This window comes from Allobosea sp. TAB14 (genome assembly GCF_052113865.1).
Lineage (GTDB): Bacteria > Pseudomonadota > Alphaproteobacteria > Rhizobiales > Beijerinckiaceae > Allobosea > Allobosea spartocytisi.
Genome location: NZ_JBFRDQ010000062.1, coordinates 12116 through 38832 on the forward strand (window position 1 = coordinate 12116; position 26717 = coordinate 38832).

Consider the following 26717-nt stretch of genomic DNA (forward strand, 5'->3'; position numbering starts at 1 on the left):
ATGCGAGACAGGAATGCCCGCCGGACCGCCGTTGTGATTCAGCCGATAGCCGGCGACTTGAGGTTGATCCAGCTTGTCTTCGTCTGGAGATACTGCGCCATCGCCTCGGTGCCCTTGTCGCGAGCAAGCGAGCCGGATTGCCGATAGCCACCGAAGGGCGTCTTGATATCCCCCTCGGTGAAGCCGTTAATCGCAACCGTCCCGCAGGCGAGACGCCGCGCCATGAACAGCGCGCGGTCAATGTCTCGGGTGAACACCGTCGCGTGGAGCCCGTAGGCGCTGTCATTGGCGATGGTGAGCGCCTGTTCGGGCCCATCGACCGGCAGCACGCCGAGCACGGGGCCGAAGATCTCTTCCCGTGCGATCGTCATCCCGGGCGAAAGCTCGGCGAAGACCGTGGGGCCCAGAAAACTGCCCGGCCGGGTCGCAAGAGCTGGATCCGCGGGCAGGACACAGCGCGCACCGTCGCCCGTGCCCATCTCGATGAAATCGAGCACGCGTGCGCGATGCTCTGCAGTGACCATCGGGCCGAGATCCGTCGCGGGATCGAGCGGGTCGCCGACGACAAGCGCCCGCGCCCGTTCCGTGACGAGCGACAGAAACTCCTCCTGYCGGCTGCGGGCGACGATCTGGCGCATGTTGGCGGAGCAGTTCTGCCCGCCATTCCAGAAGGCGGCGGTCACCGCATGCTCGATCAGTTCCGGCGTCAGATCGGCATCGTCGAGGATGATCAAGGGGCTCTTGCCCCCCATCTCGAGCCCGATGGCCTTGAGGTTGCTGTCGGCGGCATAGCGCAGGAAGAGCCTGCCGACCTCGGTGGAACCTGTGAAGGAAATCGCGTCCACGTCTGGATGCAGCCCGAGCGCCCGGCCGGCCGTCTCGCCGAGACCCGGGACGATGTTGAGCACGCCGTCCGGCAGGCCGGCTTCCGCTGCGAGCTCCGCGAGTTTGAGGGCCGAGAGCGAAGTCTGCTCGGCGGGTTTGACCACGACGGAGCAGCCGCTGGCCAGCGCCGGGCCGAGCTTCCAGGCCGCCATGAGCAACGGGAAGTTCCAGGGAAGGATCACGCCGACGACGCCGATCGGCTCGCGCGTTATGAGGGCGAGCGCGTCCTCGCCGGTCGGGGCGACCTTGCCGAAGCTCTTGTCGATCAGCTCGGCATACCATTGCGGGGTATCCGGGACCTCGATGCTGATCTCCTTCACGCAGTCCCGGATCGGCTTGCCGCTGTCGAGGCTCTCCAGAACGGCAAGCTCGGCCGCGTTGGCACGGATGAGGTCAGCGAGCTTCAGGAGCACGGCCTTGCGCCGTTCCGGCGCAGAACGCGACCACGCTCCGTCGCGAAACGCCGTGCGAGCCGCCGCGACCGCACGGTCGATATCCTTAGCCTGGCCGCTGGCAACAGACGCAAACGCCTCACCCGTCGCGGGGTTCACCGTCTCCATCATCTCGCCGCCCGCCGCCGCAACGAAACGGCCGGCGATGAAGGCGCGGCCCTCGAAGGAGAGGCCGGCTGCGATGGCGCGGTGATCGGCGGTCGTTGCAAGCGTCATCGGCGGCTCCGGGGTGGCTTTCGAAGGTGGACGGACTGGTCAGAGCGGAGCGTGGGCGCGGGCATAGGTGCCGCGGGTGAAGCGCTCCAGACGCAAGGGAGTGAGGATGGCGTCGGGCTTCTCACCTTTCGCGAGCCGCGCGACGTGCCGGCCCACGGCTGGCCCGAGGCCGAAGCCATGGCCGGAGAAGCCGGTCGCGACGATCAGGCCGGACAGGGCATCGGGTGCGTCCAGCACCGGCAACGCATCCGGCAGCACATCGATCAATCCGGCCCAGGACTTGACGATGGTCAGCCTGTCGTCCGTCCCGAAAATGTCCTGCACGGCTTCCCGCGTCCGGTCTGCGCGGTCACGATTGGCAGGGATCCATGGCCGGCGCCCAGCCGCCGCGCGTTCCGACGGCGGCACGACGAGCCGCTGATGCAGATCATCGAGGAAGGGACGGCCCAGCCGCAGGGAAAAGCCGCTGCGATGACGCATGAACTCCGGTAGGAAGAAGCGCATCGCCCGCATGGAATCGAGCGTGATGTCGATGTCGGAGCAGGAATCGGCTGCAATGATGCAGGAGCCATCCGCCCGCTGCCGCAATCCGATGCCGTAACCGCAGAAGCAGGGGTCGCTGAGGGGCGGCAGGGGCGCCGTCAAAGAGACAGTGCTGCGTACGGTCTGCTGCGGAAGGCCGAGGCCGAGTGGCGCCAGCAGGCGATGGCTCTGCGCTCCGGCCGCGCAGACCACGATGTTGGAGGCGATGCGGCCATGCTCGGTCAGGACGCCGGTCACGCCGCCCGCGGCACGCTCGACCGCGAACGCACCGCAATTCTCGACGATCTGTGCGCCAGCCCGGATCGCTGCTCGCGCGAAGGCGGTTGTGGCCATGGCCGGCTCGGCTTGTCCGTCCGTCTCCGTGAAGAGCGCGCCTTTCGCAGGCTTCGAAAGTGCCGGCATGAGCGCCTTTGTCTGCCGGGACGAAAGCATGCGCGCCTGGCCGGAAACCGACCTCGTTTTCTCCACCCAGCGTTCGAACGTATCGTTCTCGGCTTCCGTTTCGGCGACGAAGACGCAACCGGTCCGGCGCCAGCCCACGCGCTCGCCGAGTTCGGTCTCGAGATCAGACCAGATCGTGAGCGCCTCTATGGCGAGAGGCAGTTCAAGCGGATCGCGATACTGCGTCCTGACGAAGCCCCAGTTTCGGCCCGACTGCTGTGAAGAGACAGCGTCGCGCTCGACCAGCGCGACCGAGAGCCCGGCACGCGCGAGATAGTAGGCGGAGGCGCAGCCGACAATTCCGCCGCCGACCACCACGGCATCGACCCGGTCCGGCAAGGCGGCACGCCCAGGCGCAAGCTGCGCGAGCACGTCGTCCGGCACATGGGCGGTGAGACTAAGCAGCGACATCGAGCAAGGCGTCCATGTCCATCTCCACCCGGATTTCCGGATCGAACAGGCCGGCCTGGACGGTGGTGCAGGCCGGGTCCACGCCGCGAAATGCCTCGGCGAACACCGCCATGACGGCCTCGTAGTCCTCGGGCCGCGCAATAAACATCCGGACGCGGACGACATTGGCGAGCGTTGCTCCAACCTGGGCAAAAGCGAGCTCGGCATTGCGGAAAAGCTGGCGGGTCTGCTCGGCGGCGCCGCCTGCCAGGGTTTCGGCGGCATAATCGTAGCCGGTGGTGCCCGACAGCATGATGTGGGAGCCGACCACGACGGCGCGGCTGTAGCTATAGGCAGCCTCGAAACTGCTGCCTGAGGAGATCAGGCGCCGGCCATGCCGCTGGGTCGTGGTGAATGCCATGGTCGCTCTCGCCTCGGTTGTCGTGACGTCTCAAAGGCAACGGAGGCAGGGGCGCTGTCGATTTCAATAATTCGAGGCGGAGGCCGAGGAATTCGGGGGACGCCGTCGTTTTTCAGGGTTCGGCTTCTCAAAATTGAAATCGACAAGCGGGGTTCGCGGTGACGTTGTCGATACGGGCGAGAACCGGATCTGGCTCTCGCCCATTCCGAAGCGGGAGTGGCATGGGTTCGATGCGGGTGGACGTCGCAATCGTCGGAGGTGGAATTGCCGGGGCTTCCGCCGCCTATTTTCTGGCTCGGCACGGCTCGGTCGCGCTGATCGAGCGGGAAGAGCATTTCAGCTATCACAGCTCCGGCCGCACCGCCGCACAGTTCACGGTCGGCATYGGCGCCACGACGATGCGGCGGATGGCGCAGGCGAGCCGAGCCTTTTTCGAGGCGCCGCCGGAAGGCTTCTCCGAGCAGCCGATTTTGTCTCCGCGTGGCTGCCTGACGGTGGGGCGTCGAGAGCAGGAGGCGACGCTCAGGCGGCTCGAAGACAATCTCGCTTCCGTCGGCGCCCGTGCCGACCGCCTCGGCCGGGACGAGGCGCTCGCCCTGTTTCCTGCGCTTCGGCCGGAAAAGCTCGACCTCGGCGTCTACGAACCGGGCGCGATGGATATCGACGTCGACGTGCTGCTGCAGGGCTATCTGCGCGGAGCGAAGGCTGCCGGCGCTGTTCTTGCGACGCGCAGCGATATTCAAGGGATCGTACGCGAGGGAAATCGTTGGCGTCTGACCTGGGCCGGCGGCGACATCCTCGCCGACGCGGTGGTCAATGCAGCCGGCGGCTGGGCGGATGAGGTGGCGGCCATGGCCGGGCTCGCCCCGCTGGGCATCGTCGCGCATCGGCGCACCGCGTTCACCTTCGCCCTTCAGAAGGATTTCGACACGCGTAGCTGGCCGCATGTCGGCTCCATCGACTACGACTGGTATGTGAAGCCGGAGCCGGGCTGCCTGATGGGCAGCCTCGCCGACGCAGTGCCCGTCGCTCCGTCCGACGCCTATCCCGAGGACATCGATGTCGCCCAGGCGATCGAGAATATCGAGCGCGACACCCGCTTGAGCATTGGCCGCCCGATCAGCCAGTGGGCGGGGTTGCGCAGCTTCGCCAGGGATCGCAATCCCGTAGCCGGCATGCGCGAGGACGCTCCCGGTTTCTTCTGGCTGGCGGGCCAGGGCGGCTGCGGCATCCTGACTTCCCCAGCCATGGGGCAATCCATCGCTGCCCTCGTCGCCGGGGCACCGTTGCCGGAAGCGATCACGCAACTTGGCGTCGCCAGTGAAGACCTCTCGCCGGAACGCGAGAGCTTGAGGGTTATCGCGACATAGGACCGGACATGCGGCCGACCCGCGCCGTCCACGATCACGAGGCTGAAGACAGCCCGTCAAAAACGAGGGGATATCATGACCGAATACGACTCGCGTGGAATGACATTTCGCCGCCGCGATCTGATGGCGCTGGCTCTCGGCGCCGGCGCGGGCGCCGTGCTGGCGCCAAACGCCGGTGCGCACGCTCAGGGCAAGGGCGCCGCGCCGCCCGCCAAGCCGCGAGGCCAGGTGATCGCCGGCATTTCCCAGGAACCCACGGTCTTCAATCCGCTGATGCCCGGCAGCGAGGTCGATCAGGGCGTCTGGTGGCAGCTCTTCAGCCCGCTCTGGTTCATCGACCCGGCAGGCCGCTTCGTTCCGGATCTCGCCCGCGAAGTGCCGAGCGTCGCCAATGGCGGCATCTCGGCCGACGGGCTGACCTGGAAGATCAAGCTTAGAGGCGACGCGAAATGGCATGACGGAACGGCGTTCACCGCCGAGGACGTCAAGTACACGCTCGACCTGATCAACACGCCCGGTTTCCGCGCGCGTAACCGGGTCGGTCACAGCCTCGTCAAGGACATCGTCGTCGTCGCGCCCGACGAGATCCATTGGCGCATGGAGCGCGCCTACTCACCCTATCTGTCTATCCTGGCGCTGACCTTCATCACGCCTGCGCATATTCTCGGAAAGGCAAGCGATCCGAATACCGCGCCCTTCAATAGCGCGCCCGTCGGCACCGGCCCGTTCCGCTGGGGCGAGCGTGTCGCTGGCGACCGCGCGCTGCTGCACGCCAACCCCGCCTATCATGGCGCCGGCCCTTACCTCGAACGTATCGTCTTCAAATACATTCCTGATCTGACTGCGCTCTACACCCAGTTCAGGACCGGCCAGGTCGATTATCTCGGCATTGGCGGCATTCCCGCTCACTTCGCCAAGGAAGCCGAGGCGCTGAAGGGACCCCGCGTGATCCGTTCGCCGACACCTTTCATCGAGCACATCGCGCTCAATCTCGAATTCGGTCCCTTCGCCGAAAAGCCCGTCCGGGAAGCCCTCTACCTGGCGATGGACAAGCAGGCCCGCATCGACGCCATCTATTATGGGCTGCCAGTTGCGACCGAATCCTTCCTGCCTCGCGAGTCATGGGCCTTCGAGCCCGATCTTCCGGTGCACAAGCACGACCCAGCGAGGGCCAACGCGCTGCTGGATGCGGCAGGCTGGAAACGCGGCGCGGACGGCATCCGGCAGAAGAACGGGCAGCGCCTCTCCTTCTCCAATTCGACCACGACCGGCAATCCGGCGCGCGAGCAGTCGCAGCAGCTCCTGCAGCAGGACTGGGGGCAGATCGGCGCGGAAATGCGGATATCCAACATGCCGGCGGCCGTGATCTGGGGCGAGTTCTGGCAGAAGTCGAAATTCGAATCCGTGACCGTCGGCTCCAACTTCATGATCGGCAACGATCCGGACGTGACGCCGCGCTTCGGCAGCCGCTCGATCCCCGCCAAGCATGGCGCCGGGCTGAATACCTACCAGTATCAGAACCCGGAACTCGACCGGCTCTTGGAACTCGGCTCCAGCCAGTTCGACCAGCAGGAGCGCAGGAAGACCTACGGACAGGTCCAGCGCATCGTTCGCGACGATCTCGTCTTGCTGCCGGTCTATCAGTCGGTCATGGCCGAAGGGGTCAAGGACGGGCTGGCCGGCTTCGCGGCCAACATCAATTGCTCGTCCAATTGCTGGAACATGCGCGACTGGTACTGGGCTGGCTGAGCCCGTATCTGACCGGACCCGCGAGGATGACAAGATCTTGAGCGCCTTTCTTCTGCGCCGTTTCGGGCAGGCCGTGCTGTTGCTCTTCATCGTCTCGATGATCGGCTTCGCTATCCTGCATCTTCTCGGTCGGGCTTGGCTGGCTGCCATCCGGTAACCGCTACACCATCGGGGACGGCTCCCTGCTCAACCAGATCCACCATCTGATCGGGCCGGTCATGGTGCTCGCGCTGGTCTCCACCGCGGTCTGGAGCCGGTATATGCGCTCCTCCATGCTCGAGGTGATCAATCAGGATTATGTCCGCACCGCCCGCGCCAAGGGCCTCTCCGAGCGCTCGATCCTGGTCCGCCACGCCTTTCGCAACGCATTGCTGCCCATGATCACCATCACTGGCCTGCATGTGCCGATGCTGCTCTCCGGTGCCCTCGTCACCGAAACCGTCTTCACCTGGCCCGGCATGGGGCGGCTCTTCCTCGATTCGATCAGCTATCGCGACTATCCGGTCGTGATGGGCGTCTTGATGTTGAGCGCCGTGCTCGTCCTGCTCGGCTCTCTGATCGCCGACCTGCTCTACGGCATCGCCGATCCCCGCATTTCGAGGAGCGGTTGATGAGCGTCAGTGATCTCGACCGGGCCGCCGTGCTGCCGCCCGAGCGGCTCTGGAATAGTCCGGGCTTCAGGCGCTTCCGCCGCCACAAGCTCGCTGTCTTCGGCACAACGGCGATCGTCGCCCTCACGCTGGCCTGCGTGATCGGGCCGTGGTTGCTGCCCTACACCGACACATATATCGACATTCGAGCCCGTTTCGCTCTGCCCTTCACGGGTCCGCACATCCTCGGGACCGATCCGCTCGGTCGCGATATCCTCGCACGCCTGCTCATGGCGGGGCGGATTTCGCTCGCGGTCGGCTTCTCGGCCATGATGATCGCCATGGCGATCGGCATTTGCATCGGCCTTGTCGCGGGCTTCTACGAAGGCCTGGTGGGCGCCGCGCTGATGCGCTTCGTCGATGCGATGCTGTGCTTCCCCTCGATCTTCCTGCTGCTCGCCATCTCGGCCTTGATCCAGCCCTCTGTGGCCTCGATCGTGATACTGATTGCGGCAACCTCCTGGATGGAAGTTGCTCGCGTTGTCGAGGCGCAGATCCGTGCGTTGAAGACGCGCGAGTTCGCGCAGGCCGCTGTCTCCTTTGGCGCATCGCACAGCCGCATCATGTTCCGCGAACTGCTGCCCAATGCCATCGCCCCGATCATCGTCGCGGCGACCTTGAACGTCGCCCACGCGATCCTCGCCGAAAGCTACATCTCCTTCCTCGGCTTCGGCATCCAGCCGCCGACGCCGAGCTGGGGCAATATGCTCGAAAGCGCGCAGAGCTATCTCACCAGCGCGCCCTGGCTCGCCATTTTTCCCGGCATCGCCATCACGCTCGCCGTGACGTCTTTCAATTTCGTTGGCGACGGACTGCGCGATGCGCTTGATCCGAGAATGGATCTGCCCTGAAAAGGATAGCTGAAGTTCCGCTGAGGAGGCCGAAATGAGCCGCAGATTGCCGTCCCTGAACGCACTGCGTTGCTTCGAGATCGTGGCGGCCCAACTCAGCATCAAGAAGGCCGCGCTCATCCTGAACGTCAGCGAGAGTGCCGTCAGCCGTCAGGTCAAGATCCTGGAGGACCAACTCGGCGCCCCCCTCTTCATCCGGAGCCACAACGGGCTCGAGATCACCGACGAGGGCCGCAGGCTCGCACTCAGCGTGAAAGAAGCGTTCGACCACATCGCGAACGCCATCGATCCGTTCCGGAACGAGCGCAACGCGGTCACGATCAAGGTGCTACCGACCTTCGCACTACGCTGGCTGCTGCCGCGGCTCAGGACGTTCCAGGAGCGGCACCCTCTGATCAAGGTGAATGTCCATACGCGTCTCAACGACATGACGCTCAACGACAATGATGCCGACCTCGGCATTCGCTACGGCATTGGCAACTGGCCTCAGGACTGCGCGACGGAACTCTATCAGGAATGGATCCTGCCGGTCTGCGCGCCGGATTACCTGGCGGGGCATGCTGACGGCGAGACCGATCTGGCAGGCGCGACCCTGCTCCATCCCCTGCCGGACCGGCAGGACTGGGTGACGTGGTCGGAGAAATCGGGAACCGGCCTCGATGCACGTGGCGGCCTCGACTTCGATGCGTTGGACATGGCGTTGAGCGCGGCCGAATGCGGCCTTGGGGTCGCCATGACCGACGTCGTCCTGGCGCACCAGGCGATCCAGTCCGGCCGGCTCGTCACGCCGATGCGCAAGGCCGTCCCGACCGGCTTTTCCTATTATCTGGTCCGGCCGCCCGAGATGCGCCGCCGGCGCGAGGTCGTGGTGGTCGAGGATTGGATCTGCAGCGAGATCGAAGGCGCCCGGGAGCTGGTTCGCCGTTACGCATCGTGAACGGCCTGCCTCTGATCTTTAGAGGCGAGCTTCGCAAAACGGCCATCGACGACAAGGGGGATCGGGCAGCTATCTGACCGTCAGGACAAGTTTGACTGACCGAGGTGGCTTCGATGGCTTCTGCCCGTTCCCCGCTGGAAGGCGTTCTCGTGGTGGCTATCGAGCAAGCCGTCGCCGCTCCGTTTTGCACCTCGCGCCTCGCCGATGCGGGGGCACGCGTCATCAAGATCGAGCGGCCGGAGGGCGATTTCGCCCGACGCTACGATGATGTCGCCAACGGTCAAAGCAGCTACTTCGTGTGGCTGAACCGGGGCAAGGAATCGCTCGTCCTCGATCTCTCCGCGCCGGAGGACAAAGCCAAGCTCGCGGGACTGATCGCACAGGCCGACATCCTCGTGCAGAACCTGAAATCCGGTGCGCTCGCCAGGCTGGGTTTCGCGACCGAAGAGCTGCGTGTGCGACATCCCGGCCTGATCTGCTGCTCGATCACCGGTTATGGCGAGAACGGCCCGCTCGCGGATCGCAAGGCCTACGACCTGCTGATCCAGGCCGAATCCGGATTATGCTCCATTACCGGCGGCCCCGAGGAGCCGGCCCGCGTCGGAATCTCCATCGTCGATATCGCCACCGGCGCCACCGCGCATGCCGCGGTCCTGGAAGCCCTGATCGCGCGGGGCAGCACCGGCGAGGGTGCCGATATCCACATCTCGATGTTTGATGTGATGGCGGATTGGTCGACCGTACCGTTGCTTCACCAGGAAGGCGGCAGACCGCCGCAGCGCATCGGCATGGCACATCCTTCGATCGCACCTTACGGCGCCTTCGCCACCCGCGACGGCAGGCCAATATTGATGTCGATTCAGAACGACCGGGAATGGGCCAAGTTCTGCGAACTGTTCCTCCGGCAGCCGGATCTGGTTACCGACCAGCGCTTCGCAACGAATGTCGACCGCGTCCGCAACCGGCTCGAGACCGATCGGATCACCGCGGAGGCCTTCGCAAGGCTCGATGCACGCGAAGCGAGCCGGCTCCTCCTCGAAGCCGACATCGCCTTCGCCAGCGTCAACGACATGGCCGGGCTATCGCAGCATCCGCATCTGCGACGCATCACTGTCCAGACGCCGGCGGGGCCGGTTGAACTACCTGCTCCTGCCCTGGTCCTGGCGGGCATTGGACGTGAATACGGCCCGGTTCCCGCCATCGGCGAGCATAGGGTGCTGCAGGATTGAGACGAGGCATGGCCGACATTTCAGCCGGGTGAATCGCGGCGTTGGCCGACGCCATTGGCCATCAGGACGCAAGCGGACTGCCCTGCCTCTCTTTTTTAGAGGCTGGCCTCTAGAAAAAGATATCGACGCCAAGCCTACCCCTCTGGATACAACAAGTATCGTAGATCGAGGGGCGTCTTGTCTCGTCTTCTGTACGTCGTCACAAGTTTTTGATGATTTGTTTTGAGTAATTAAAACGTATTAGTTGCATTATTGGTACAAGTAATTTTCATTATTCATTTTCATTTACAGACAGATTGACGCCTAAACATCAATTACCTCAAGCATGCGGCGAAGATAACGTCGTTATTCTCGCTGAATTATTGAGGCAAAAATGAAGGTCGATCAGCTAACGAGGGCGTCAACCGCGCTCGCCGAGCCCAGCCATGTGAAAGCCGCGGCAACCGGTGCATGTCTGATGACCGCCCTGGTTATCGTGAGCGTTCCGCTGGCAACGATCGCCGCCCGGGCTCAACAAGGGCAGAGTCAGCTCCAGCTCGACGAGATCGTTGTGGAAGGGGCCGGCACATCGCAGGTGCCGCCAGCTTTCGCAGGGGGGCAGGTCGCAACCGGCGCCCGCCTCGGCCTGCTTGGCAATACCGACATCCAGAAGTCGCCGTTCAGCGTCACCAGCTATACTGATCAGTTCATCCGTGACCGCCAGGCGCGGACGGCCTCCGAGGCGCTCGCCCTCGACCCATCCGTGCGCGCGACCCAGGGCACCGGCGCGCCATTCGACTCGTTCTATATCCGCGGCTTTCCCGCGAACGAGGGGACGAGCGGTGAAATTGCATTCGATGGCGTCTACGGCGTGGCACCGAGCTTCCGCATTTTCTCCGATTATGCCGAGCGCATCGAAGTCTTGAAAGGGCCTTCGGCAGCGATCACCGGGGTTTCGCCGAATGGCGGGATCGGCGGCGTCATCAACATCGTCCCGAAACGCGCCGAAGAGGACCTGACGCGCGTCACGCTAAACTATGCTTCGAATGCGCGGCCCGGCGGTCAGCTCGACTTCGCCCGGCGCTTCGGTGCCAATCGGGAGTGGGGCCTGCGGGTCATCACCAGCCTGAGCGACGGCAGGACAGCTCTCGATCATCAATCGGAGCAAAGCGGCGTTGGCGCGCTCGCCCTCGACTATCAGGGCGAGCGGTTCCGCGCCTGGGCCTATTTTCTGGCCCAGGCAGATCGTTTCAATGCGCCTGCCCGGCCCTTCTTCATGCAGGCCGGGGTGCCGGTTCCGAAGGCGCCTGATGGCCGCCGCAATGTGACCCAGCCATGGGAATATTCGGATGTCGATGATCGCGGCGGCTTGCTACGGATGGAGTACGACGTCGCCGACGGCATCACACTGTTCGGCAATGCCGGGGCCTCGCATACCGGCGTCGAACGCTATTTCGCCTCGGCCGCGACGATCACCAACCTGCGCGGCGATACCGTTACGGCACCGCAATTCTACGGCCTCGGTGTCGACCGTCAGACCTTTGAGGGCGGTGTACGGGCAAAATTCGAGACCAGCTTCATCAGGCATGCACTGACCGTGCAGCTCTCTCGATACCATGAAGAGACATCGCGCGAGTTCGCCGCTGCCCGTGGCTCCTACGCCTCGAATATCTACAACCCGGTGCGCGTGCCGGAGATCGCGCCGCTGCGTATCGGCTCGCAGGCGCGTCTGTCCGACAGCACGCTGACAGGCGTCTCGGCGGCGGACACGCTCTCGGCTTTCGACGAGCGCGTTCTGCTAACGGTCGGCGTGCGCCGGCAGAATGTCGAGGCCCGCAACTACGTCTCCAATGTCGGTACCTTGGCCTCTTCCTACGATAAGAGCGCCACGACACCCTTCGTCGGCCTCGTCGTCCGGCCCTGGGAAAACGTCTCCTTCTACGGAAACTATGTCGAGGGGCTGAGCCGCGGCGACATCGCGCCGGTAACCGCGAGCAACGCCGGCGAGATCCTCGCCCCTTATGTCGCCCGTCAGGTCGAGGCAGGCGTCAAGCTCGACTACAGCGGCTTCGGCGCCTCGCTCGCCGCGTTCCAGATCACGCGGCCGATTGGCGAACTCAGCCCGGCGCGCACCTTCGCTGAAAGCGGAGAGCAGCGTGTTCGCGGCCTCGAGCTCAATGTTTTCGGCCAGATCACATCGCAATGGCGGGTGCTGGGCGGCCTGACCCTGCTCGACGGAGAACTCACACGCACAGCGGCTGCGGCCAATATCGGCAATACACCGATCGGTGTGCCTCGCATCCAGCTCAATCTCAGCACGGAATGGGATGTGCCTTGGGTCCCCGGCCTGACCCTCAACGCGGCCGTCATCCATACAGGCAAGCAGTTCGTCGATGCGGCGAACAGCCAGGCCTTGGCGGATTGGACTCGCCTCGACCTGGGGCTGCGCTACGCGACGCAGTTCAACGGTCGCAAAACCACCTTCCGTGCCAATGTCGTGAACGTGACGGACGCGAAATACTGGGCTGGCGCGGCGTCCTTCGGCACCTTCACGCAAGGCGCTCCAAGAACCTATCTCCTGTCGATGTCCGCGGATCTCTGATGACGTCATGCCTTCGCCCGTCCCGCCGGAATCTGCTGGGGGCTCTCGGCATCGGCTTGCCGCTCGCGGCAGCTTGTCGGACCTCCGCAGCACCGATCACCGTTACCGATGTGCTCGGCCGCAAGGTCGCTGTCGAGTTGCCCGTTCGGCGTGTCCTGCTCGGCGAAGCGCGGCAGATCCACGCCATCGCGGCCTTGGACCGTGACAACCCTTTCGCCCGCATCGTCGGATGGGGAGAGGATTTCGAGAAGGCTGACCCCGACAGCTACCGCATCTATGTCGAACGCTACCCGCAAGCCGCCGCGCTGCCAAAGTTCGGCAGCGCGGCGGCAGGAAGCTTCGATATCGAGAAGGCGATTTCGCTTCAGCCCGATGTGCTGATCCTCAACTTCGAAGCGGAGCGCGCCAGTGCGGAGATGCAGCTCGTCGAAAAGCTCGCCTCGGTTGGTGTCGCGGTGCTTTATGTCGATTTTCGGCACGCGCCGCTCCGCAACAGCGAGCCTTCGTTGCGCGTGCTGGGTCAATTGTTTGGACGCGAAGACGTCGCTGAACGACTGATCGCCTTCCGAGCGGATCAGATCGCGCGCGTGACGAGCCCAATCGCGGCGATGCCGGACTTGAAGCGCCCGCTGGTCATGCTGGACCGCATTCCAGGATACTCCGACGGCTGCTGCATGAGCTTCGGCAAGGAGAATTTCGGCCTCATGGTCGAAATGGCCGGCGGCCGCAATCTTGGTTCGGAACTCCTTCCGGGAACCTTCGGTACGATCAACCCCGAAACGATCATCGCCCGAGACCCTGATGTCGTCATCGTGACGGGCGGCAACTGGGACACGCTTGCGCCAGGCGGCGAATGGGTTGGCCTCGGCCCGGGCGCGGATCTGTCCGTAGCCCGTCGCAAACTCGCAGCCCTCGCGCAGCGCCCGGCATTCATGCATGGCAAGGCGGTCGCTGAGCGGCGCGTCTATGCAATCTGGCACCAGTTCTACAACAGCCCGTACCAATTCGTGGCGCTTCAGCGCATCGCACGCTGGCTGCATCCCGAGCTTTTTGGCGATCTCGATGCGGATGAAACGCTGCGCGAACTTCACGAGCGCTTTCTGCCAATCCCCTATCGACCTGGCTATTGGGTGGAGTTGAAAGGCGACAATTGATCAAGCGTCGCGCCAAGCGAACCCCGCGACCTCTGGTCCTTGTATTTCCCGTGCCCAAAGAGAGAAGGCAGGGCCTCCGAGGCCGAACTTGAGGCCATTTTCGGTTGGCGTGGCGGCCGGATGGCATCGCTCGACACCTTCCAAGCGAATCGCGAACGGCTGGCGAAACAGGCAGCGGCGAAGCTCTTGCCGGGACGGGATTAGAACATGCTATTCCCGTACCTTGAATTCCGGTGCCAGATTTCGTTAATTTAGCTGAAGAAAATCAGACGTTTAGCAATTATAATGGTGGGCCGAGTCGGACAAAGCTACGAACACGTATATGATTGAAATCGTTATATAATAATTTTACCGGCTCCAATGCCGAGCAAACGAGCTCAGTAGGTCGGCCCGTTCAAGTCCTCGATCCGGTGTGATTGTCTGGCTCGCTGCGAGCATAGGTGGAGCGCGCCCGCCGGACGTATCCCCCGGTGCCGGGCTGCGCCTCCATCTCGCCGTCCCGCACCACCACCTGTCCTCGGACAATGGTCGTCATGGGCCAGCCCCTGACCGCGATCCCTTCGTAAGGAGTATAGTCGCTGCCGTGATGAAGCAGGGCCTGGCTGATCGTCACCTCACGGTCCGGATCCCATATGGCGATGTCGGCATCCATGCCGACTGCGATAGAGCCCTTGTTCGTCAGCCCGTACATCTTCGCGTGGTTGGTCGCCGAGAGAGCCACGAACTCGTTCAGGCTGATGCGCCCCTTGCCGACTCCCTCCGAGAACAGGATCGGCAGCCGAGTCTCGACGCCGGGGATGCCGTTCGGCACCCAACGGAAGGACGTTCGCCCCTTCGGCGCCTGCTTGCCAGCGGAGTCATCATATCGGAAGGGGCAGTGATCGGACGAGAACGTCTGGAAGACGCCGTTCCGCAGCCCCTCCCAGCAGGCGATCTGGCTGGCCTTGTCACGCGGCGGCGGCGAGCAGACATATTTCGCCCCCTCCATGTTGAGCCCGTCCATGTCCCTCTCGGTCAGCACCAGATATTGCGGGCAGGTCTCGCCATAGACCTTGAGGCCGCGTGCACGGGCCCGCGCGATTTCCTCCATCGCCTCGCGGTTCGAGACGTGAACGATCATCACGGGCACGTCGACGAGCTCTGCGAGTGAGATCGCGCGATGCGTCGCCTCGCGCTCTACGGGGATCGGCCGCGAGGTGCCGTGGAACTTCGGTGCGATGTTGCCGCCCTGCTCCAGCCTCTGCGTCAGAAAGCGGATCGCGTCGTAATTCTCGGCATGGACCATGACGAGCGCGCCGGTCTCGCGCGCGACGCTCATGACCTGCAGCATCTCGTAATCGGCGAGCGCCAGGCCCTCATAGGTCATAAAGACCTTGAACGAGGTGTAGCCGTCCGCGATCAGCGCCGGTAGGTCCTGGCCCAGCACCTGCTCGCTCGGCTCCGAGATCACCAGATGGAAGGATACGTCGGTGTAGCAACGGCCTTCTGCCAAGGCATGATAGGCCTTCACCGTCTCCCTGAGGCTCGCACCCTTATCCTGCACGCAGAAGGGCAGCACGGTCGTATTGCCTCCGAAGGCGGCCGAGCGTGTCCCGCTCTCGAAATCATCGGCCATGACGATACCCTCGCCGCTCGGCTGGGAGATGTGGACATGGCTGTCGATGCCGCCGGGCAGGACCAGCTTTCCAGCCGCCTCGATCGTGCGCTTGGCGGGCCCGAGGCCGTGTCCGAGCGCGACGATCCGCCCGTCGCGAATACCGAGATCACAGGCGAAGGTGTCGGAGGCCGTCGCGACCGTACCGTTCGCGATGATCAGATCGTAGGTCATGGCTTGGCTTTCCCCTATCCTGCTATCGCCATCGCGGCGCCCGCGGTCCGATGGCTCGCGATTTCTTCACGCAGCGCGTCCTCGAGCGAAGGCCCGACCGGCTCGCACAGCGTCGGCCTCAACCGCGTTTCCACGAGCGACAGATGCGTCGTCATCGCCTTGACCGCCTTGCCGCGCTCACGCCCGGCCAGGGCTCGGAAGATGGCGCGGTGCTCGTCGCAGCCGCAGGCCGAGCCGGCCGACGTCTCGTAGCGCTTCACCAGCATCAGGGTGCGGCTGATGAGTTCCTGAGCCTGGCGCTGGACCAAGGGGTTCTGCGTCATCTCGGCGAGCAGATAGTGAAACTCGGCCGAGAGCTTCTGCCAGCTCGCCTGATCGTCGCAACGCAATGCCTCGGCCTCAGCCTCGACATGCGCCCGCAATCTGTCGATCTGAACCTGCGTGAGATGATCAGCCAGATGAGCGGCCATGCCGCTCTCGAGGATGCGGCGCGCTTCGTAGATCATATGGCTTTCGCGCAGGTCCGGCTCGATGGTGAAGGCGCCGCGGTTCTTGACCATGTCGAGCAGACGCTCGGCGCCCAGCCGCTGCAGGACCTTGCGAATCCGTTCCCGGCTCACGCCAAAAAACTCGGCCAGGCGATGCTCGCCGAGCTTGATCCCGCCCGGCAGCCGCCCGGCGCGAAGCACCCGCACCAATACCGCGTGAATCTCTTCTTCCTGCATGCCGCGATTATCGCGACTGCCCGCGAAAACGCCAACCCGAGGCCTGCGCGTTCTTTCGGCACACCGGCCTCATGATGAGCACAATAGGCATAATATTGTGCACAAAATCATCCTGCGAAGGCGGCCAAAACTGAGGCGTCCGCGACAGATGAAGATTTTAAATATCTGATATAATTATCATTTTATATTCAACGCCGAGCCGTATCGGGGTTGGCATATCGGTTGCTCAGGTAAAGCGTCTCTCGCCCGAAAGGACCCCGACATGGACGCTTTCGCCGCCGCCCGCCYGAACCGCCGTTCCTTCCTCGCCGGCGCCGCCGGCGGCATGACGCTGATCGCGGCCCCGTCCCTGCTTCGCGCCCAGACCAGGGAGCTGGTCGTCGGCGGCGCGGCCGGACACAAGCCTTGGGTCGAGCAAATCGTCGTCCCGGCCTTCGAGAAGAAGTACAATTGCAAGGTGATCTTCGAGGGCACGCGCTCGCTCGTGAACCTTGAGAAGATGCAGAAGAACAAAGACAAGCAGTACATGTCCGTCGTCCAGATGGACGACCCCGTGATGATCCTGGCCGTCAAGGAAGGGTTGCTCGACCCGCTGACGCCTGCGAAGGCGCCCAATATGGCCGACCTGCTGCCCGGCTCCACGCATATGGACGGCATGTGGGCGAATTATCTCCAGCCCTGGCTCGGCATCGCCTACAACAAGGCGGCCGTGAAGGCGCCGCCGGTTTCCTGGGCCGAGCTGTTCGATGCCAAATACAAGGGCCGCGTCGTCATCCCCTCGCTTCAAAACACGGAGGGGCTCCCGATCCTCTTCGCCGCGGGGCTGCTGACCGGCGCCTCGCTGGACGCGGCTCAGACGAACACAGATGCCGGCTTTGCGAAGCTCGCCGGCCTCAAGCCAAATCTCCTGACGATCTACACCCAGCAGCCGCAGGCCTATAACCTGCTCGAGCAAGGTGAGGCGCATCTCATCGGTCCCGCCATGTCGTCATATTGCCTGGAGCGGAATGCGGCAGGCGCGCCGATCGATCTCGCCGCGCCAAAGGAAGGCGTTTTCGCTATGCCGTCCGGCATCGCCGTCATCAAGGGGGCGCCTCAGGCCGAACTCGCCTTCGCCTATGTCAATGAGCTGCTCGGTGCCGAAATGCAGAGCAAGCTCGCAGGCCCCACCTTTTCCCTGGCGACGAACAAGGCCGTGCCGAAACCCGAAGGGCTCGGTGCAGACGTCAAGATCTTCCAGATCGACTGGGCCAACGTCGCCGCGCAGCGCAACGACTGGATCAAGCGCTGGGACCGGGACATGGCCATCTGAAGGGGCTGCCGCCGTCGATCTTCGGTCATCGGGAGAAGCCCATGCGATCGGTCTTTCTGGACATCGCCGGCGCCGGCAAGACTTTCGGCCCGGCGACCGTGCTCGACGGCGTCGACCTCAAGGTCGGCAAGACCGAGTTCATCTCGCTTCTGGGTCCCTCGGGCTGTGGGAAGACCACGCTGCTGCGCATCGTCGCGGGGCTGATGCGGCCCGATAGCGGCCGTGTCGTGCTGGACGGCGAGGAGATCACGCGCAAGCCGCCGCACCGGCGCGACGTCAGCGTTGTCTTCCAGAACTACGCGCTCTTTCCGCATCTCACGGTCGCGGAGAACGTCGCCTTCGGGCTGAAGGCCCGCGGCGCGCCGGGGGACAGCATCGCACCCATCGTGTCGCGTTTCCTTGGCCTCGTGCAGATGACGGGCTTCGCCGATCGCTCGGTCAGGGCCCTTTCGGGCGGCCAGCAGCAGCGGGTCGCGGTCGCACGGGCGCTGGCCGTCGCACCGAAATTGCTGCTGCTGGACGAGCCGTTCTCGGCCCTCGACCGGAAGCTGCGCGAAGCCATGCAGATCGACCTTCGCCGCATTCTGCGCGAAGTCGGCACCACTGCGATCTTCGTCACCCATGATCAGGAGGAGGCGCTGACCATGTCGGACCGCATCGCGGTGATGCATCGCGGGCGGATCGAGCAGCTCGACAGCCCCGCGGCGATCTATCACCGCCCCGCCACTCCATTCGCGCTCGACTTCGTCGGGCTGTCGAGCCGGCTTCCGGGCACGGTGCTGGAGACCGAGCAGGGCATCGTCGCGGTCGAAACCGCGGCCGGGACCATCCGGGCGCCGGGCGGCTTCGTGCCTCGCAGCCGCGTGGTGCTTGGCGTCAGGCCAGAACGTATCGTCGTCGGCGGCACGGGCGAAAACCGCCTGGACGCGACCCTGCTCGACGTCGTGTTTCAGGGAGCCCGGGTCCAGCTCCATTTCGCGGCCCCGGAAGGCGGGCGGATCATGGTCGAGGCGCAGGAGGCCCCGGCCGGGTTCGAAGCCGGAACGACCGTGCCGCTGAGCTGGCATATCGGCGACACGATGATCTATCCGGAGCCGCAAGAAGGGTTGGCCCCATGAGCGCCGGGCGCCGCCTCGACCCGGTCTTGCTGCTGGCCCTGCCAGCCCTCGCCTATCTCGGGATCGTCTACGGGCTGCCGCTGTTGTTCCTGCTCAGCCGCAGCTTCCTCAGCCCCGGCGGGCTCGCCGCCTTTGCCGGCTTCTTCGCCGATCCCTTCAGCTGGACCGCGCTTGCCAATACGCTACGCAGCGCCGCGCTGGTCACGCTGGCGTGTCTTGCGATCGGCTATCCCACCGCTCTCGTCCTGTCGCGCGCCGGCGGCCTGGCGCAGGCCGCGATCCTGATCGCGATCATCCTGCCGCTCTCGGTCGGCGTCGTCGTCAAGGCTTTCGCCTGGCAGATCGTGCTACGCCGTGACGGCATCGTCTCGCAGATCATGACGGGCTTGGGGCTCTGGAGCGAGCCGCAGCGCCTGCTGTTCACGGAAACCGGACTGATCATCGGCGCGGCCAACATCTTCGTGCCCTTCATGATTCTGCCGATCTACTCGGTGCTGAGGCTGATCGATCCGCGCCTGGGAGAGGCCGCAGCCACGCTGGGGGCCACGCCGATCTACCGCTTCGTCAAGGTGGCACTTCCGCTCTCCCTGCCCGGCATCGTCACCGGCATTGCCTTCGTCTATTCGATGGCGGTGTCGATGTACGTCATCCCCAGCCTGGTCATCGGCGACCGGTTCCAGACGCTGGCGACGCTGACGGGGCGATCGTTCCTGTTCATGCGCAACGAGCAGCTTGGCTCGACCACCGCCGTGGTGCTGCTGGCGCTTGCGGTGTCCATCGTCGTGGCAAGCTCCTGGCTGTCCCGGCGCCTGGGAGACGCATCGTGACGCCGATCGAGACCATCGCGCGCCGGCTGAGCGGTGCGGTGGCGGCGTTTACAGTGCTCTTCCTGATGACGCCGCTTCTCGTCACGGCGGCGGTCTCGTTCGGCTCCAGCGCGGTCTTCACCCTACCGTCGCCGTCCTGGTCACTGCGCTGGTACGAGGCGCTGGCCCGCTCGCGCGATTTGTGGCCACCGGTCTTTACCTCGCTGCAACTTGCCGCGCTCTCGACCGCCATCGCGCTCGTGCTCGGAACGCTCTGCGCCATCGGTCTGCTGCGCGGCGACTTCCGGGGCCGCGAGGCGGTCGTGACATTTCTGGTTTCGCCGCTGATGCTGCCCGGCCTTGTGATCGGCATCGCCATGCTCGAGGCGTTCCGCGCCGCGGGCTTGCGCGAGGTCTGGCCGAGCCTACTCCTCGCCCATGTCGTCATCACGCTGCCCTATGTGGTGCGAACGGTCTTCGCCTCGCTCTCGTTGTTCGACTTCACGCTGATCGACGCGGCTCGCACCCTCGGCCTGACCTATCAGAAGGCCATCATCAAGGTGCTGGTGCCATCGTTGGCACCGGCCTTCCTGACATCGGGGATGTTCGCCTTTCTCGCCTCGATGGACAATTATCCCATCTCTATCTTCTTCACGGATGCTTGGACCAAGACCTTGCCGATTCAGATGCTGCAATATGTCGAGGAAAGCCCCGACCCCACCATCGCCGCGATCTCGACGCTGCTGATCCTGCTCTCCATCGCCGTGCTGGCGATCGGGGACCGGCTCGTCGGCCTGCGCCGCATGGCGGATATCTGACCATGCTGCCCGACATCACCACCGATCGCGATTTTCGCGGCTATGGCGACGCCGTCCCAGGCATCCGCTGGCCGAACGGGGCCCGTCTTGCCGTCAACCTCGTCATCAATGTCGAGGAGGGCGGTGAACTCAGCATCGGCCAGGGCGACGAGAAGAACGAGTCCGTCTACGAGGTCGTAGAGGAGATCCCCGGCGTTCGCGACCTCTGCATGGAGTCGCATTTCGAATACGGAACGCGCGCCGGCTGGCCGCGCATCCGCAAGCTTCTCCAAGCCTATGGCGCGCCTGGCACCGTCAATGCCATCGGCCGTTCGCTGATGATCTCGCCCTGGCTGGCGCAGCAGGCGGTCGCCGATGGACACGAAGTGGCGGCTCATGGCTGGCGCTGGGAGCGCCACGCCACCATGACGGAGGAGCAGGAGCGGCTCGTCATCGCGCGCACCGTCGAGGCGATCACCCGCACCGCCGGCAGCCCGCCGCGAGGCTGGCACACGCGCTCGGCCACCTCGCCAAACACGCGCCGGCTCCTGCTGGAACAGGGCAGCTTCTTCTATGATTCTAATGCCTACAACGACGATCTGCCCTATCTGGTCGATGTCGGCGGGCGAGACCACCTCGTCTTACCCTATTCCTTCGACACCAATGACATGCGCTTCACGCGCAATGGCGGCTTCGTCTTCGGCGACGATTTCGCTCGCTACTGCATCGATGCCTTCGACCGTCTTTATGATGAGGGCGCAAGCGCTCCGCGCATGATGACCGTCGGCCTGCATCTGCGCATCATCGGGCGGCCGGGCCGGATCGGCGGTCTGGAGCGCTTTCTGGCCCATGCGGCCTCGAAGCCCGGCGTCTGGTTCGCGCGGCGTGACGAGATCGCGCAGCACTGGCTGCAGCAGTCCGGCCGCGAGGACCTGATAGCCGGGCGGTAAAGGCTCAGCGGCCCTCGATCCGCTCCGCGAGCGCCGCGGACAGGCCCAGGCTGGATTTGGGCGACGGCCGCCGGAACGTCCCTGCCGTCGCCTTGCGCGGATTTAGCGCGACCAGCGCCTCCGCSTGCTTCAGCGCGGCGGCCATCTGGTCGACCACCGGAACCGGAATGCGATCCGCCACCTTCGCAGCCAGCCCCGCCAGCGGCGCGCCGGCGAGAATGATGCAGTCTGCCCCGTCCTCGACCACCGCGCGCCGCGCCAGTTCGACGATGACCGCCTCCTTCTCATCCTGAACATCGGCGATGTCCGCGAAGCCTTCGTCGAGCATGCGAATGCCGGCGCAGCGCCCCTCGAGCCCATGCATCGCCACGCATTCCTGATACCAGGGGCCGAGCGCCCGAGCGAACGTCACGATCCCGAACCGGCGTCCCAGCATGCAGGCGGTCAGCATCGCCGCCTCGGCCATGCCGACGATCGGGATATCGAAGAGTTCCCGCGCACCCATCAAACCGGGGTCGCCGAAGGCGGCGATGATCGCCGCATCGACCGTGTCATGATGCTCGGCCAGCATCTCGAGCGCAATAGCGCCGCCGAGCTGCGCCTCGGCGCGGCTCGCGATATAGGGCACGCCTCGCGACGCCGTCAGCGGCACGACCTGCGTGCCAGCGGACGCGGCCTGCTCGGCTGCGGCGAGCAGGCGCTGCGTGATGGCCTCGGTGGTGTTCGGATTGAGCAGCAGAATGCGCATGCCGGTCTCGTGCGATTGGTCGACGTCCGGTCAGCGCTACCGGACGGCGCGCGCTGCGTCCATGAAGCATCGCGCCCGGACGATGTCCCAGCGCAGCGCATCCGCCGGCTCCGCATCCTTGCGCATCAAGGCGGTGCTGACGATGACGCCATCGCAGACACCGAGCGCCTCTGCGACATTGCCTTCCGTCACGCTTCCGCCGAGCAGGATCGGCCGCTTGATGCCCGCATCCCGCGCACGGCGGATGCGGGCAAGCGAGTCGGCCCAATCGGCGCCGGTCAGGATGAGGCCATCGGCGCCGGTCTTCTGCGCCCATTCGGCGGCGAATTCCGCCGTCTCGGACGACATCGGCACGGCCGTGCGATCGTGTACGTCGGCGAGGATAGCGATGTCCTCGCGGCCGAGTCCGGCCCGGAAGGCCAACGCCTCCGCCCCCATGCCTGTGCGCGGCCCCTGCGCCGTCATGGCCTGACCGACAAAAACTTTCAGCCGGACGAAATCCGCGCCCGCCGCATGCGCGATGGAGAGCGCGGCTACCGGGTCATGCGCTTCCACGATGATGCCGAGGCCGAGGTCGGGAAATTCGGACTTGATGAACCGGCCAAGCGCCGCGGTAATCGCAAGCGAACTCGCGCGCATCGCCCCGGCTTCGCGCGTCTGGTCCTGGAGCTTCACATAGGGAATGCCCGCTTGGGCGAAGACCCGTGCATTGATCGCGACATAGTCCTCCAGCAAGGCCATGCTCTTGTCGCGCAGCTTGCCGAAATCGGGCAGGTGCAGCGCGGCGATGACAAGAGGGCGGGCGGCGAAGACGCGCGGGCTGCTCACGACGGGGTTCCTTCAGGCGTTGAGTGGAGAGCGATCGAGCCGGGCCAGCAGCTTGCCGAGCTTATCGCGGCAAGCATCCCGGTCGATCGGCAACGCCCCATCCGCGCCATGGTGGCTGACGATGAGAGAGGCGGAGACGGCACCATGGGCAGCGGCCAGCACGGGATCGTCCGTCGCTACAAGCCCTGCAAGGAAACCCCCGCAAAAGGCGTCGCCGGCGCCCGTCGGGTCGATCGCCTGCGTCGGCACCACCGGCACCGGGACTGTACGAGCCCCGGCCTTGTCCCAGACGAGACAGCCGCGCGGGCCGAGCTTCACGGCTACGGTGCCCCGGCATCGCGCAGCGAGCAGACCCAGCGCCGTCTCGACCCCCATCCCCGGGAGAATGGCAGCAAGCTCGATCTCGCTCGGCAGAAAAGCGTCGACTTGCGCGAGGAAGGGCGACAATTCATCCAAGGAAAGCTCAGCGAGCTGCCAGCCGGCATCGAGCGTCACCACCATGCCGCAGCCGTTGAACAGAGGCAGCAGCTCGTTCAGCACCACCGGCCGCGCCGGCGCGCAATGGGCACCCCGCGCACCGAAATAACTTTCCGGGACCTGTGCCGCGACCATCGGGTGGATGTCGCGGAACTGCGAATAGGACATCTCGCCGCCGTCGCCACGCCGGCGCAGATGGTCCTGCCATGCCGCGACCTGCTCCCGGCTGAGGGTGTCCGTCGGGAATCCCGCTTGCGCGAGCTCCTCGGGCCGGCTGGTCAGGCGCTCGCTGCGGTCACCCCGCTCGTCATAGATGAACCAGTTGCCGCTGCGCAGGGCGGCATCGGCCATCACCACGCCGTCCAGCGCGACGCCGTTGTCGCGCAGCTGCGTCAAGGTCTCACGGGGATAGGTCGAGACGGCCACGCTGACGAGGCCAACCGCATCGACCCAGCACCGCGCTCCCACGGCGGAATAGGCGCCGTTGCCGCCGACCTTGTCGAGGGCGACGGCGCCGTCGGCCGAGATCACATGGTCGACGGTCAGGCCGCCGGCCGTGACGAGCGCCGGTGTCACGCCGCGCGGCCGCCGAGTAGCGGCGCACCGAGGCCGAGCGCGTCGCGCGCTTTGGTGACGTGATAACCGAAAAGATGCAGCGGCACGCAGTAGAGCAGCGGCGCGAGCTCGACGCGAACAGACGGAAGCGCCCAGACGTGATCTGCGATCCCGTCGAAGCCGGTTTCGCCTTCCGGGACGAGCACGATCGTATAGCCGCCAACCGCCTTGCCGACGATCGCGGTTTCGAGCGCGCGCTGGCGACTGGCCTCGTCGGGCACGATCAGGAAGAGCGGGTCGCCGGCCTTCTGGGTGCGGTAGTGGTGATATTCCTCCAGCGGGAAGGCAACGGCATGGATCGGCGCCAGTTCCTTGAGCTTGGCGGCGCCGAAAGCGGCGGGCGCCAGATGAGGCCCCGCTCCGGCGAGCAGAACCATGTCGGCACGCGCAAGCGTTTCGCCCAGCGCCGTCGCCCGCTCATAGAAGCCGCTGGAAACACGATCCATCAGCTCGGGCAAGGCAGCGAGATCGGCCGCCAGACCGCTCGCCCTGCCCTCGCCCAGCCCGCGTGCCTTGGCGATCTCGCTGGCCAGCGACAGCATCAGCGCCATGGCGGCCGTGCTGGATTGYGTGGGCCAGCCACCACGCGTGGCCTGGATCAGCAATGCGGCGGGAAACTCCTTCATCATCGCGGACGACGCCGTGTTCGTCAGCGCGACAGCATACCCGCCCTTGGCGATCGTCGCCTTGAGGCTCGCGCTGACAGGAGCCGTGTTGCCGCTGGAGGACAGGCCGATCACGAGCGTTCCGTCATCGATCATGTCGAGGCCGTACTGCTCGAGATCAAAGGCCTCGTAAGGTTCGCAGACGACGCCGAGCAGGCGCTCGAACGCCAGCCGCACGCCGATGCCGGCGATCCAGGAATCGCCACAGCCGACGATCACGACACGGGAGAGCTTGCGGCCGGCGAGATCGGCCGCGATCCGCAGCACCGTCTCGCGCGTGGTTTCGAGCGTGCGGCGCATCGCATCGCCCTGCGCCATCATCTCGCCGCGCGTCAGTTCGACCCGGCGGAAGCGCTCCGGATCGCCCGGCGCGTCCGAGGAGGATTCGCGCTTGATCGCTTTGTACTGCTGCATCAGATCAGCCATGTTCGTCGGGTCCCTCGGCAGCGCCGGGAGAAGCGGGGCAGCCGCTCTCCATCTCGTAATCTGACTTTCGATATTCTTCATTATATCGTAGAACGCAAGAGGAAACGAAAGGCCCATGGATCAGCATCCCTCGCCCGCTGAGTTGCCGCGCGGCAATTCCCTGCCACGCCATGAGCGGATCATCGCGATGCTCGCCGCGCGGGGGACCATCGAGGTCTCCGCCCTGGCCGAGGCGCTCGGAGTCTCGGCCGTCACCATTCGCGCCGATCTCGACGCCCTCGAAAAGCGACGCCTGATCCGCCGGATCCGCGGGGGCGCCATGGCCTTGCGGCCGGCACGGTTCGAGCGCCCGCTGGACCTGCCGAGCCAGAGTTTCTCGGAAGAAAAACAGCGCATCGGGGCACTTGCCGCCAGCATGGTCCGCGATGGCGAAACGATCATCCTCGACTCCGGCACCACCACACTGGCTCTGGCCCATAATCTTTCCGAGACGCTGACCGATGTGGTTGTCGTGACCAACGGGTTGGATATTGCCATCGCGTTGCGCTCCCATCCCGGCATTACCGTCATCGTCACCGGCGGGCGGGTAAAAACCGGGGGACGCAACCTGGAGAGTTACAGCCTGGTCTCGCCCTTCGGGACGACGCTGCTGCGCGAGATCAACGCGGATACCGCCTTCCTGTGCTGTGCAGGCATCGATGCCGAGCGCGGCTTCACCAATGGCAACTGGGACGAGGCCGAGGTGAAGAAAGCCATGATCAACTCGGCGAGGCGGGTCGTCGTCGTGGCCGATCACGCCAAGATCGGCCATGTCGGCAGCGCGCGGATCACCTCGCTCGACGCCGCCGAGGTGCTGATCACGGACAGCGGCGCACCCGCAGCCGACCTTCAGCGCCTGGAAGCGGCAGGCCTGCGCATTGCGGTGGCATGACGGCGCGATATTGAGCGCGGGCCGGTTAAGTTTTGTACTTGCGATATCTTTCGATGATGATCAAAATGAAAGTCAGCGGTCACTCACTCCGTCGCTTTGGCCGATACGCCATGAGCCGCGCCCAGGAGGCTTGCATGAAGACTGTGTCCAGACGCGATTTCCTCGCAGCCACGGCCGCCGCCACCGCCGCCATAACGAGCCCGACGGTCCTGCGGGCGCAGGCCCGTGAACTCGTCATGATCGGCTACGGCAGCGCGCAGGACGAACCGCTGAAGCGCGCCGGTGACATCCTCGCCAAGCGACATGCCGGGGTGAGCCTCCGCATCATCGGCGGCCTTTCGGCTGAGGCGATTGCCCAGATCAAGGCCGCCCGGGGAGCCTCGCCTTACGATTTTGCCGTGATGGGCTCGCCAGCCATCATCAATGCAGTCGACGAAGGGGTTCTGGAAAAGCTCGACATCGCCAAGGTGCCGAACGCCAAAAACCTCGATGATCGTTTCCCGTCCTACGCTTATGGCTGGGGCGTCCCGGTGAGCTTTGCCGGCATCGGCATCGCCTACAACAAGCAGATGGTGGCGAGCCCGCCGAAAACCTGGGCCGATCTCTGGAAGCCGGACTATGC

The 26717-nt window shown here is 65.0% G+C and carries 23 protein-coding genes and 2 pseudogenes; 15 read left to right on the forward strand and 10 right to left on the reverse strand.

Annotation, left to right across the window (positions count from 1 at the left end; genetic code table 11):
• Nucleotides 1-38: 38 nt before the first annotated feature.
• Genes AB4Y99_RS11580 through AB4Y99_RS11590 form a run of 3 tightly spaced genes read right to left on the reverse strand, consistent with a single transcriptional unit; the run spans nt 39 to nt 3348 of the window.
• Complete coding sequence (locus tag AB4Y99_RS11580) at nt 39-1553, reverse strand: aldehyde dehydrogenase (protein ID WP_441523408.1); 1515 nt, start codon at nt 1551-1553, stop codon at nt 39-41.
• A gap of 39 nt (nt 1554-1592) precedes the next feature.
• A complete protein-coding gene (locus AB4Y99_RS11585) occupies nt 1593-2948 on the reverse strand; it encodes an NAD(P)/FAD-dependent oxidoreductase (RefSeq protein ID WP_441523409.1) in 1356 nt (451 codons plus the stop codon).
• A complete protein-coding gene (locus AB4Y99_RS11590) occupies nt 2935-3348 on the reverse strand; it encodes a RidA family protein (protein WP_112762671.1) in 414 nt (137 codons plus the stop codon). The genes AB4Y99_RS11585 and AB4Y99_RS11590 overlap by 14 nt, the downstream gene beginning before the upstream one ends.
• A 221-nt stretch (nt 3349-3569) precedes the next feature.
• On the opposite strand from AB4Y99_RS11590, the gene AB4Y99_RS11595 reads away from it, so the two are divergent.
• From AB4Y99_RS11595 to AB4Y99_RS11630, 8 genes and pseudogenes are all read left to right on the forward strand, one after another.
• On the forward strand, nt 3570-4718 hold the full coding sequence (locus AB4Y99_RS11595; protein ID WP_441523410.1) for an NAD(P)/FAD-dependent oxidoreductase: 1149 nt from the start codon (nt 3570-3572) through the stop codon (nt 4716-4718).
• A gap of 75 nt (nt 4719-4793) precedes the next feature.
• Nucleotides 4794-6467: a peptide ABC transporter substrate-binding protein gene (locus tag AB4Y99_RS11600; protein WP_441523411.1), complete on the forward strand. Its 1674-nt coding sequence runs from the start codon at nt 4794-4796 to the stop codon at nt 6465-6467.
• A 119-nt stretch (nt 6468-6586) separates the two neighbouring features.
• Nucleotides 6587-7078 (forward strand): annotated as a pseudogene (locus tag AB4Y99_RS11605) (ABC transporter permease); the annotation flags it as partial.
• Complete coding sequence (locus tag AB4Y99_RS11610; protein WP_441523412.1) at nt 7078-7968, forward strand: ABC transporter permease; 891 nt, start codon at nt 7078-7080, stop codon at nt 7966-7968. The pseudogene AB4Y99_RS11605 and the gene AB4Y99_RS11610, both read left to right, overlap by 1 nt.
• 34 nt (nt 7969-8002) lie before the next feature.
• Nucleotides 8003-8905, forward strand: coding sequence for a LysR substrate-binding domain-containing protein (locus AB4Y99_RS11615; protein WP_051987509.1), 903 nt, complete (start codon nt 8003-8005; stop codon nt 8903-8905).
• A 113-nt stretch (nt 8906-9018) separates the two neighbouring features.
• The gene (locus AB4Y99_RS11620) at nt 9019-10134 is read left to right on the forward strand and encodes a CaiB/BaiF CoA transferase family protein (protein WP_441523413.1); all 1116 of its coding nucleotides are present in this window, start codon (nt 9019-9021) and stop codon (nt 10132-10134) included.
• Between the two features lie 457 nt (nt 10135-10591).
• Nucleotides 10592-12715 carry a TonB-dependent receptor gene (locus AB4Y99_RS11625; RefSeq protein WP_441523428.1) on the forward strand — a complete coding sequence of 708 codons (2124 nt, stop codon included), beginning with the start codon at nt 10592-10594 and terminating at the stop codon, nt 12713-12715.
• Entirely contained in the window at nt 12715-13869 is a 1155-nt protein-coding gene (locus AB4Y99_RS11630; protein ID WP_441523414.1) for an ABC transporter substrate-binding protein, read from the forward strand. Before AB4Y99_RS11625 ends, AB4Y99_RS11630 begins: the two co-directional genes overlap by 1 nt.
• A gap of 394 nt (nt 13870-14263) precedes the next feature.
• Here AB4Y99_RS11630 and hydA read toward each other — a convergent pair whose 3' ends face one another.
• From hydA to AB4Y99_RS11645, 3 genes and pseudogenes are all read right to left on the reverse strand, one after another.
• Nucleotides 14264-15697 carry a dihydropyrimidinase gene (gene hydA / locus AB4Y99_RS11635; RefSeq protein ID WP_441523415.1) on the reverse strand — a complete coding sequence of 478 codons (1434 nt, stop codon included), beginning with the start codon at nt 15695-15697 and terminating at the stop codon, nt 14264-14266.
• A gap of 14 nt (nt 15698-15711) precedes the next feature.
• Complete coding sequence (locus tag AB4Y99_RS11640) at nt 15712-16167, reverse strand: FCD domain-containing protein (protein WP_441523429.1); 456 nt, start codon at nt 16165-16167, stop codon at nt 15712-15714.
• A 126-nt stretch (nt 16168-16293) separates the two neighbouring features.
• A pseudogene (locus AB4Y99_RS11645) lies at nt 16294-16422 on the reverse strand (GntR family transcriptional regulator); the annotation flags it as partial.
• Between the two features lie 262 nt (nt 16423-16684).
• On the opposite strand from AB4Y99_RS11645, the gene AB4Y99_RS11650 reads away from it, so the two are divergent.
• Genes AB4Y99_RS11650 through AB4Y99_RS11670 form a run of 5 tightly spaced genes read left to right on the forward strand, consistent with a single transcriptional unit; the run spans nt 16685 to nt 21405 of the window.
• Complete coding sequence (locus AB4Y99_RS11650; protein WP_441523416.1) at nt 16685-17734, forward strand: ABC transporter substrate-binding protein; 1050 nt, start codon at nt 16685-16687, stop codon at nt 17732-17734.
• Nucleotides 17735-17775: 41 nt separating this feature from the next.
• The gene (locus AB4Y99_RS11655) at nt 17776-18852 is read left to right on the forward strand and encodes an ABC transporter ATP-binding protein (RefSeq protein ID WP_441523417.1); all 1077 of its coding nucleotides are present in this window, start codon (nt 17776-17778) and stop codon (nt 18850-18852) included.
• Nucleotides 18849-19679 carry an ABC transporter permease gene (locus AB4Y99_RS11660; protein ID WP_441523418.1) on the forward strand — a complete coding sequence of 277 codons (831 nt, stop codon included), beginning with the start codon at nt 18849-18851 and terminating at the stop codon, nt 19677-19679. The genes AB4Y99_RS11655 and AB4Y99_RS11660 overlap by 4 nt, the downstream gene beginning before the upstream one ends.
• Nucleotides 19676-20476, forward strand: coding sequence for an ABC transporter permease (locus tag AB4Y99_RS11665; protein WP_441523419.1), 801 nt, complete (start codon nt 19676-19678; stop codon nt 20474-20476). The genes AB4Y99_RS11660 and AB4Y99_RS11665 overlap by 4 nt, the downstream gene beginning before the upstream one ends.
• Before the next feature lie 2 nt (nt 20477-20478).
• On the forward strand, nt 20479-21405 hold the full coding sequence (locus AB4Y99_RS11670) for an allantoinase PuuE (RefSeq protein WP_441523420.1): 927 nt from the start codon (nt 20479-20481) through the stop codon (nt 21403-21405).
• Nucleotides 21406-21409: 4 nt separating this feature from the next.
• On the opposite strand, the gene AB4Y99_RS11675 is transcribed toward AB4Y99_RS11670, so the two are convergent.
• The 4 genes from AB4Y99_RS11675 to AB4Y99_RS11690 are packed head-to-tail and all read right to left on the reverse strand — an operon-like array spanning nt 21410 to nt 25164.
• Nucleotides 21410-22153, reverse strand: a complete 744-nt coding sequence (locus AB4Y99_RS11675) for an aspartate/glutamate racemase family protein (RefSeq protein ID WP_441523421.1) — start codon at nt 22151-22153, stop codon at nt 21410-21412.
• Between the two features lie 36 nt (nt 22154-22189).
• A complete protein-coding gene (locus tag AB4Y99_RS11680) occupies nt 22190-22981 on the reverse strand; it encodes a BtpA/SgcQ family protein (RefSeq protein ID WP_441523422.1) in 792 nt (263 codons plus the stop codon).
• Between the two features lie 12 nt (nt 22982-22993).
• Nucleotides 22994-24034 (reverse strand): carbohydrate kinase family protein, encoded by a 1041-nt coding sequence (locus AB4Y99_RS11685; protein WP_441523423.1) that lies wholly within the window; start codon nt 24032-24034, stop codon nt 22994-22996.
• The gene (locus AB4Y99_RS11690) at nt 24031-25164 is read right to left on the reverse strand and encodes an SIS domain-containing protein (protein ID WP_441523424.1); all 1134 of its coding nucleotides are present in this window, start codon (nt 25162-25164) and stop codon (nt 24031-24033) included. Before AB4Y99_RS11690 ends, AB4Y99_RS11685 begins: the two co-directional genes overlap by 4 nt.
• A 115-nt stretch (nt 25165-25279) precedes the next feature.
• Between AB4Y99_RS11690 and AB4Y99_RS11695 the strand changes: the two genes are divergently transcribed.
• Entirely contained in the window at nt 25280-26095 is an 816-nt protein-coding gene (locus AB4Y99_RS11695; protein WP_441523425.1) for a DeoR/GlpR family DNA-binding transcription regulator, read from the forward strand.
• A gap of 134 nt (nt 26096-26229) precedes the next feature.
• The coding region (locus tag AB4Y99_RS11700; protein WP_441523426.1) for an extracellular solute-binding protein at nt 26230-26717 on the forward strand (488 nt) is incomplete at its 3' end.

Excerpts from the sequence above, each read along its gene's own strand:
- AB4Y99_RS11585 (WP_441523409.1), bottom strand. The coding sequence starts at position 2,948 with ATGTCGCTGCTTAGTCTCACCGCCCATGTGCCGGACGACGTGCTCGCG.
- AB4Y99_RS11590 (WP_112762671.1), bottom strand. The coding sequence starts at position 3,348 with ATGGCATTCACCACGACCCAGCGGCATGGCCGGCGCCTGATCTCCTCA.
- AB4Y99_RS11600 (WP_441523411.1), top strand. The coding sequence starts at position 4,794 with ATGACCGAATACGACTCGCGTGGAATGACATTTCGCCGCCGCGATCTG.
- AB4Y99_RS11610 (WP_441523412.1), top strand. The coding sequence starts at position 7,078 with ATGAGCGTCAGTGATCTCGACCGGGCCGCCGTGCTGCCGCCCGAGCGG.
- AB4Y99_RS11615 (WP_051987509.1), top strand. The coding sequence starts at position 8,003 with ATGAGCCGCAGATTGCCGTCCCTGAACGCACTGCGTTGCTTCGAGATC.
- AB4Y99_RS11620 (WP_441523413.1), top strand. The coding sequence starts at position 9,019 with ATGGCTTCTGCCCGTTCCCCGCTGGAAGGCGTTCTCGTGGTGGCTATC.
- AB4Y99_RS11625 (WP_441523428.1), top strand. The coding sequence starts at position 10,592 with ATGACCGCCCTGGTTATCGTGAGCGTTCCGCTGGCAACGATCGCCGCC.
- AB4Y99_RS11630 (WP_441523414.1), top strand. The coding sequence starts at position 12,715 with ATGACGTCATGCCTTCGCCCGTCCCGCCGGAATCTGCTGGGGGCTCTC.
- hydA (WP_441523415.1), bottom strand. The coding sequence starts at position 15,697 with ATGACCTACGATCTGATCATCGCGAACGGTACGGTCGCGACGGCCTCC.
- AB4Y99_RS11640 (WP_441523429.1), bottom strand. The coding sequence starts at position 16,167 with ATGGCCGCTCATCTGGCTGATCATCTCACGCAGGTTCAGATCGACAGA.
- AB4Y99_RS11655 (WP_441523417.1), top strand. The coding sequence starts at position 17,776 with ATGCGATCGGTCTTTCTGGACATCGCCGGCGCCGGCAAGACTTTCGGC.
- AB4Y99_RS11660 (WP_441523418.1), top strand. The coding sequence starts at position 18,849 with ATGAGCGCCGGGCGCCGCCTCGACCCGGTCTTGCTGCTGGCCCTGCCA.
- AB4Y99_RS11670 (WP_441523420.1), top strand. The coding sequence starts at position 20,479 with ATGCTGCCCGACATCACCACCGATCGCGATTTTCGCGGCTATGGCGAC.
- AB4Y99_RS11695 (WP_441523425.1), top strand. The coding sequence starts at position 25,280 with ATGGATCAGCATCCCTCGCCCGCTGAGTTGCCGCGCGGCAATTCCCTG.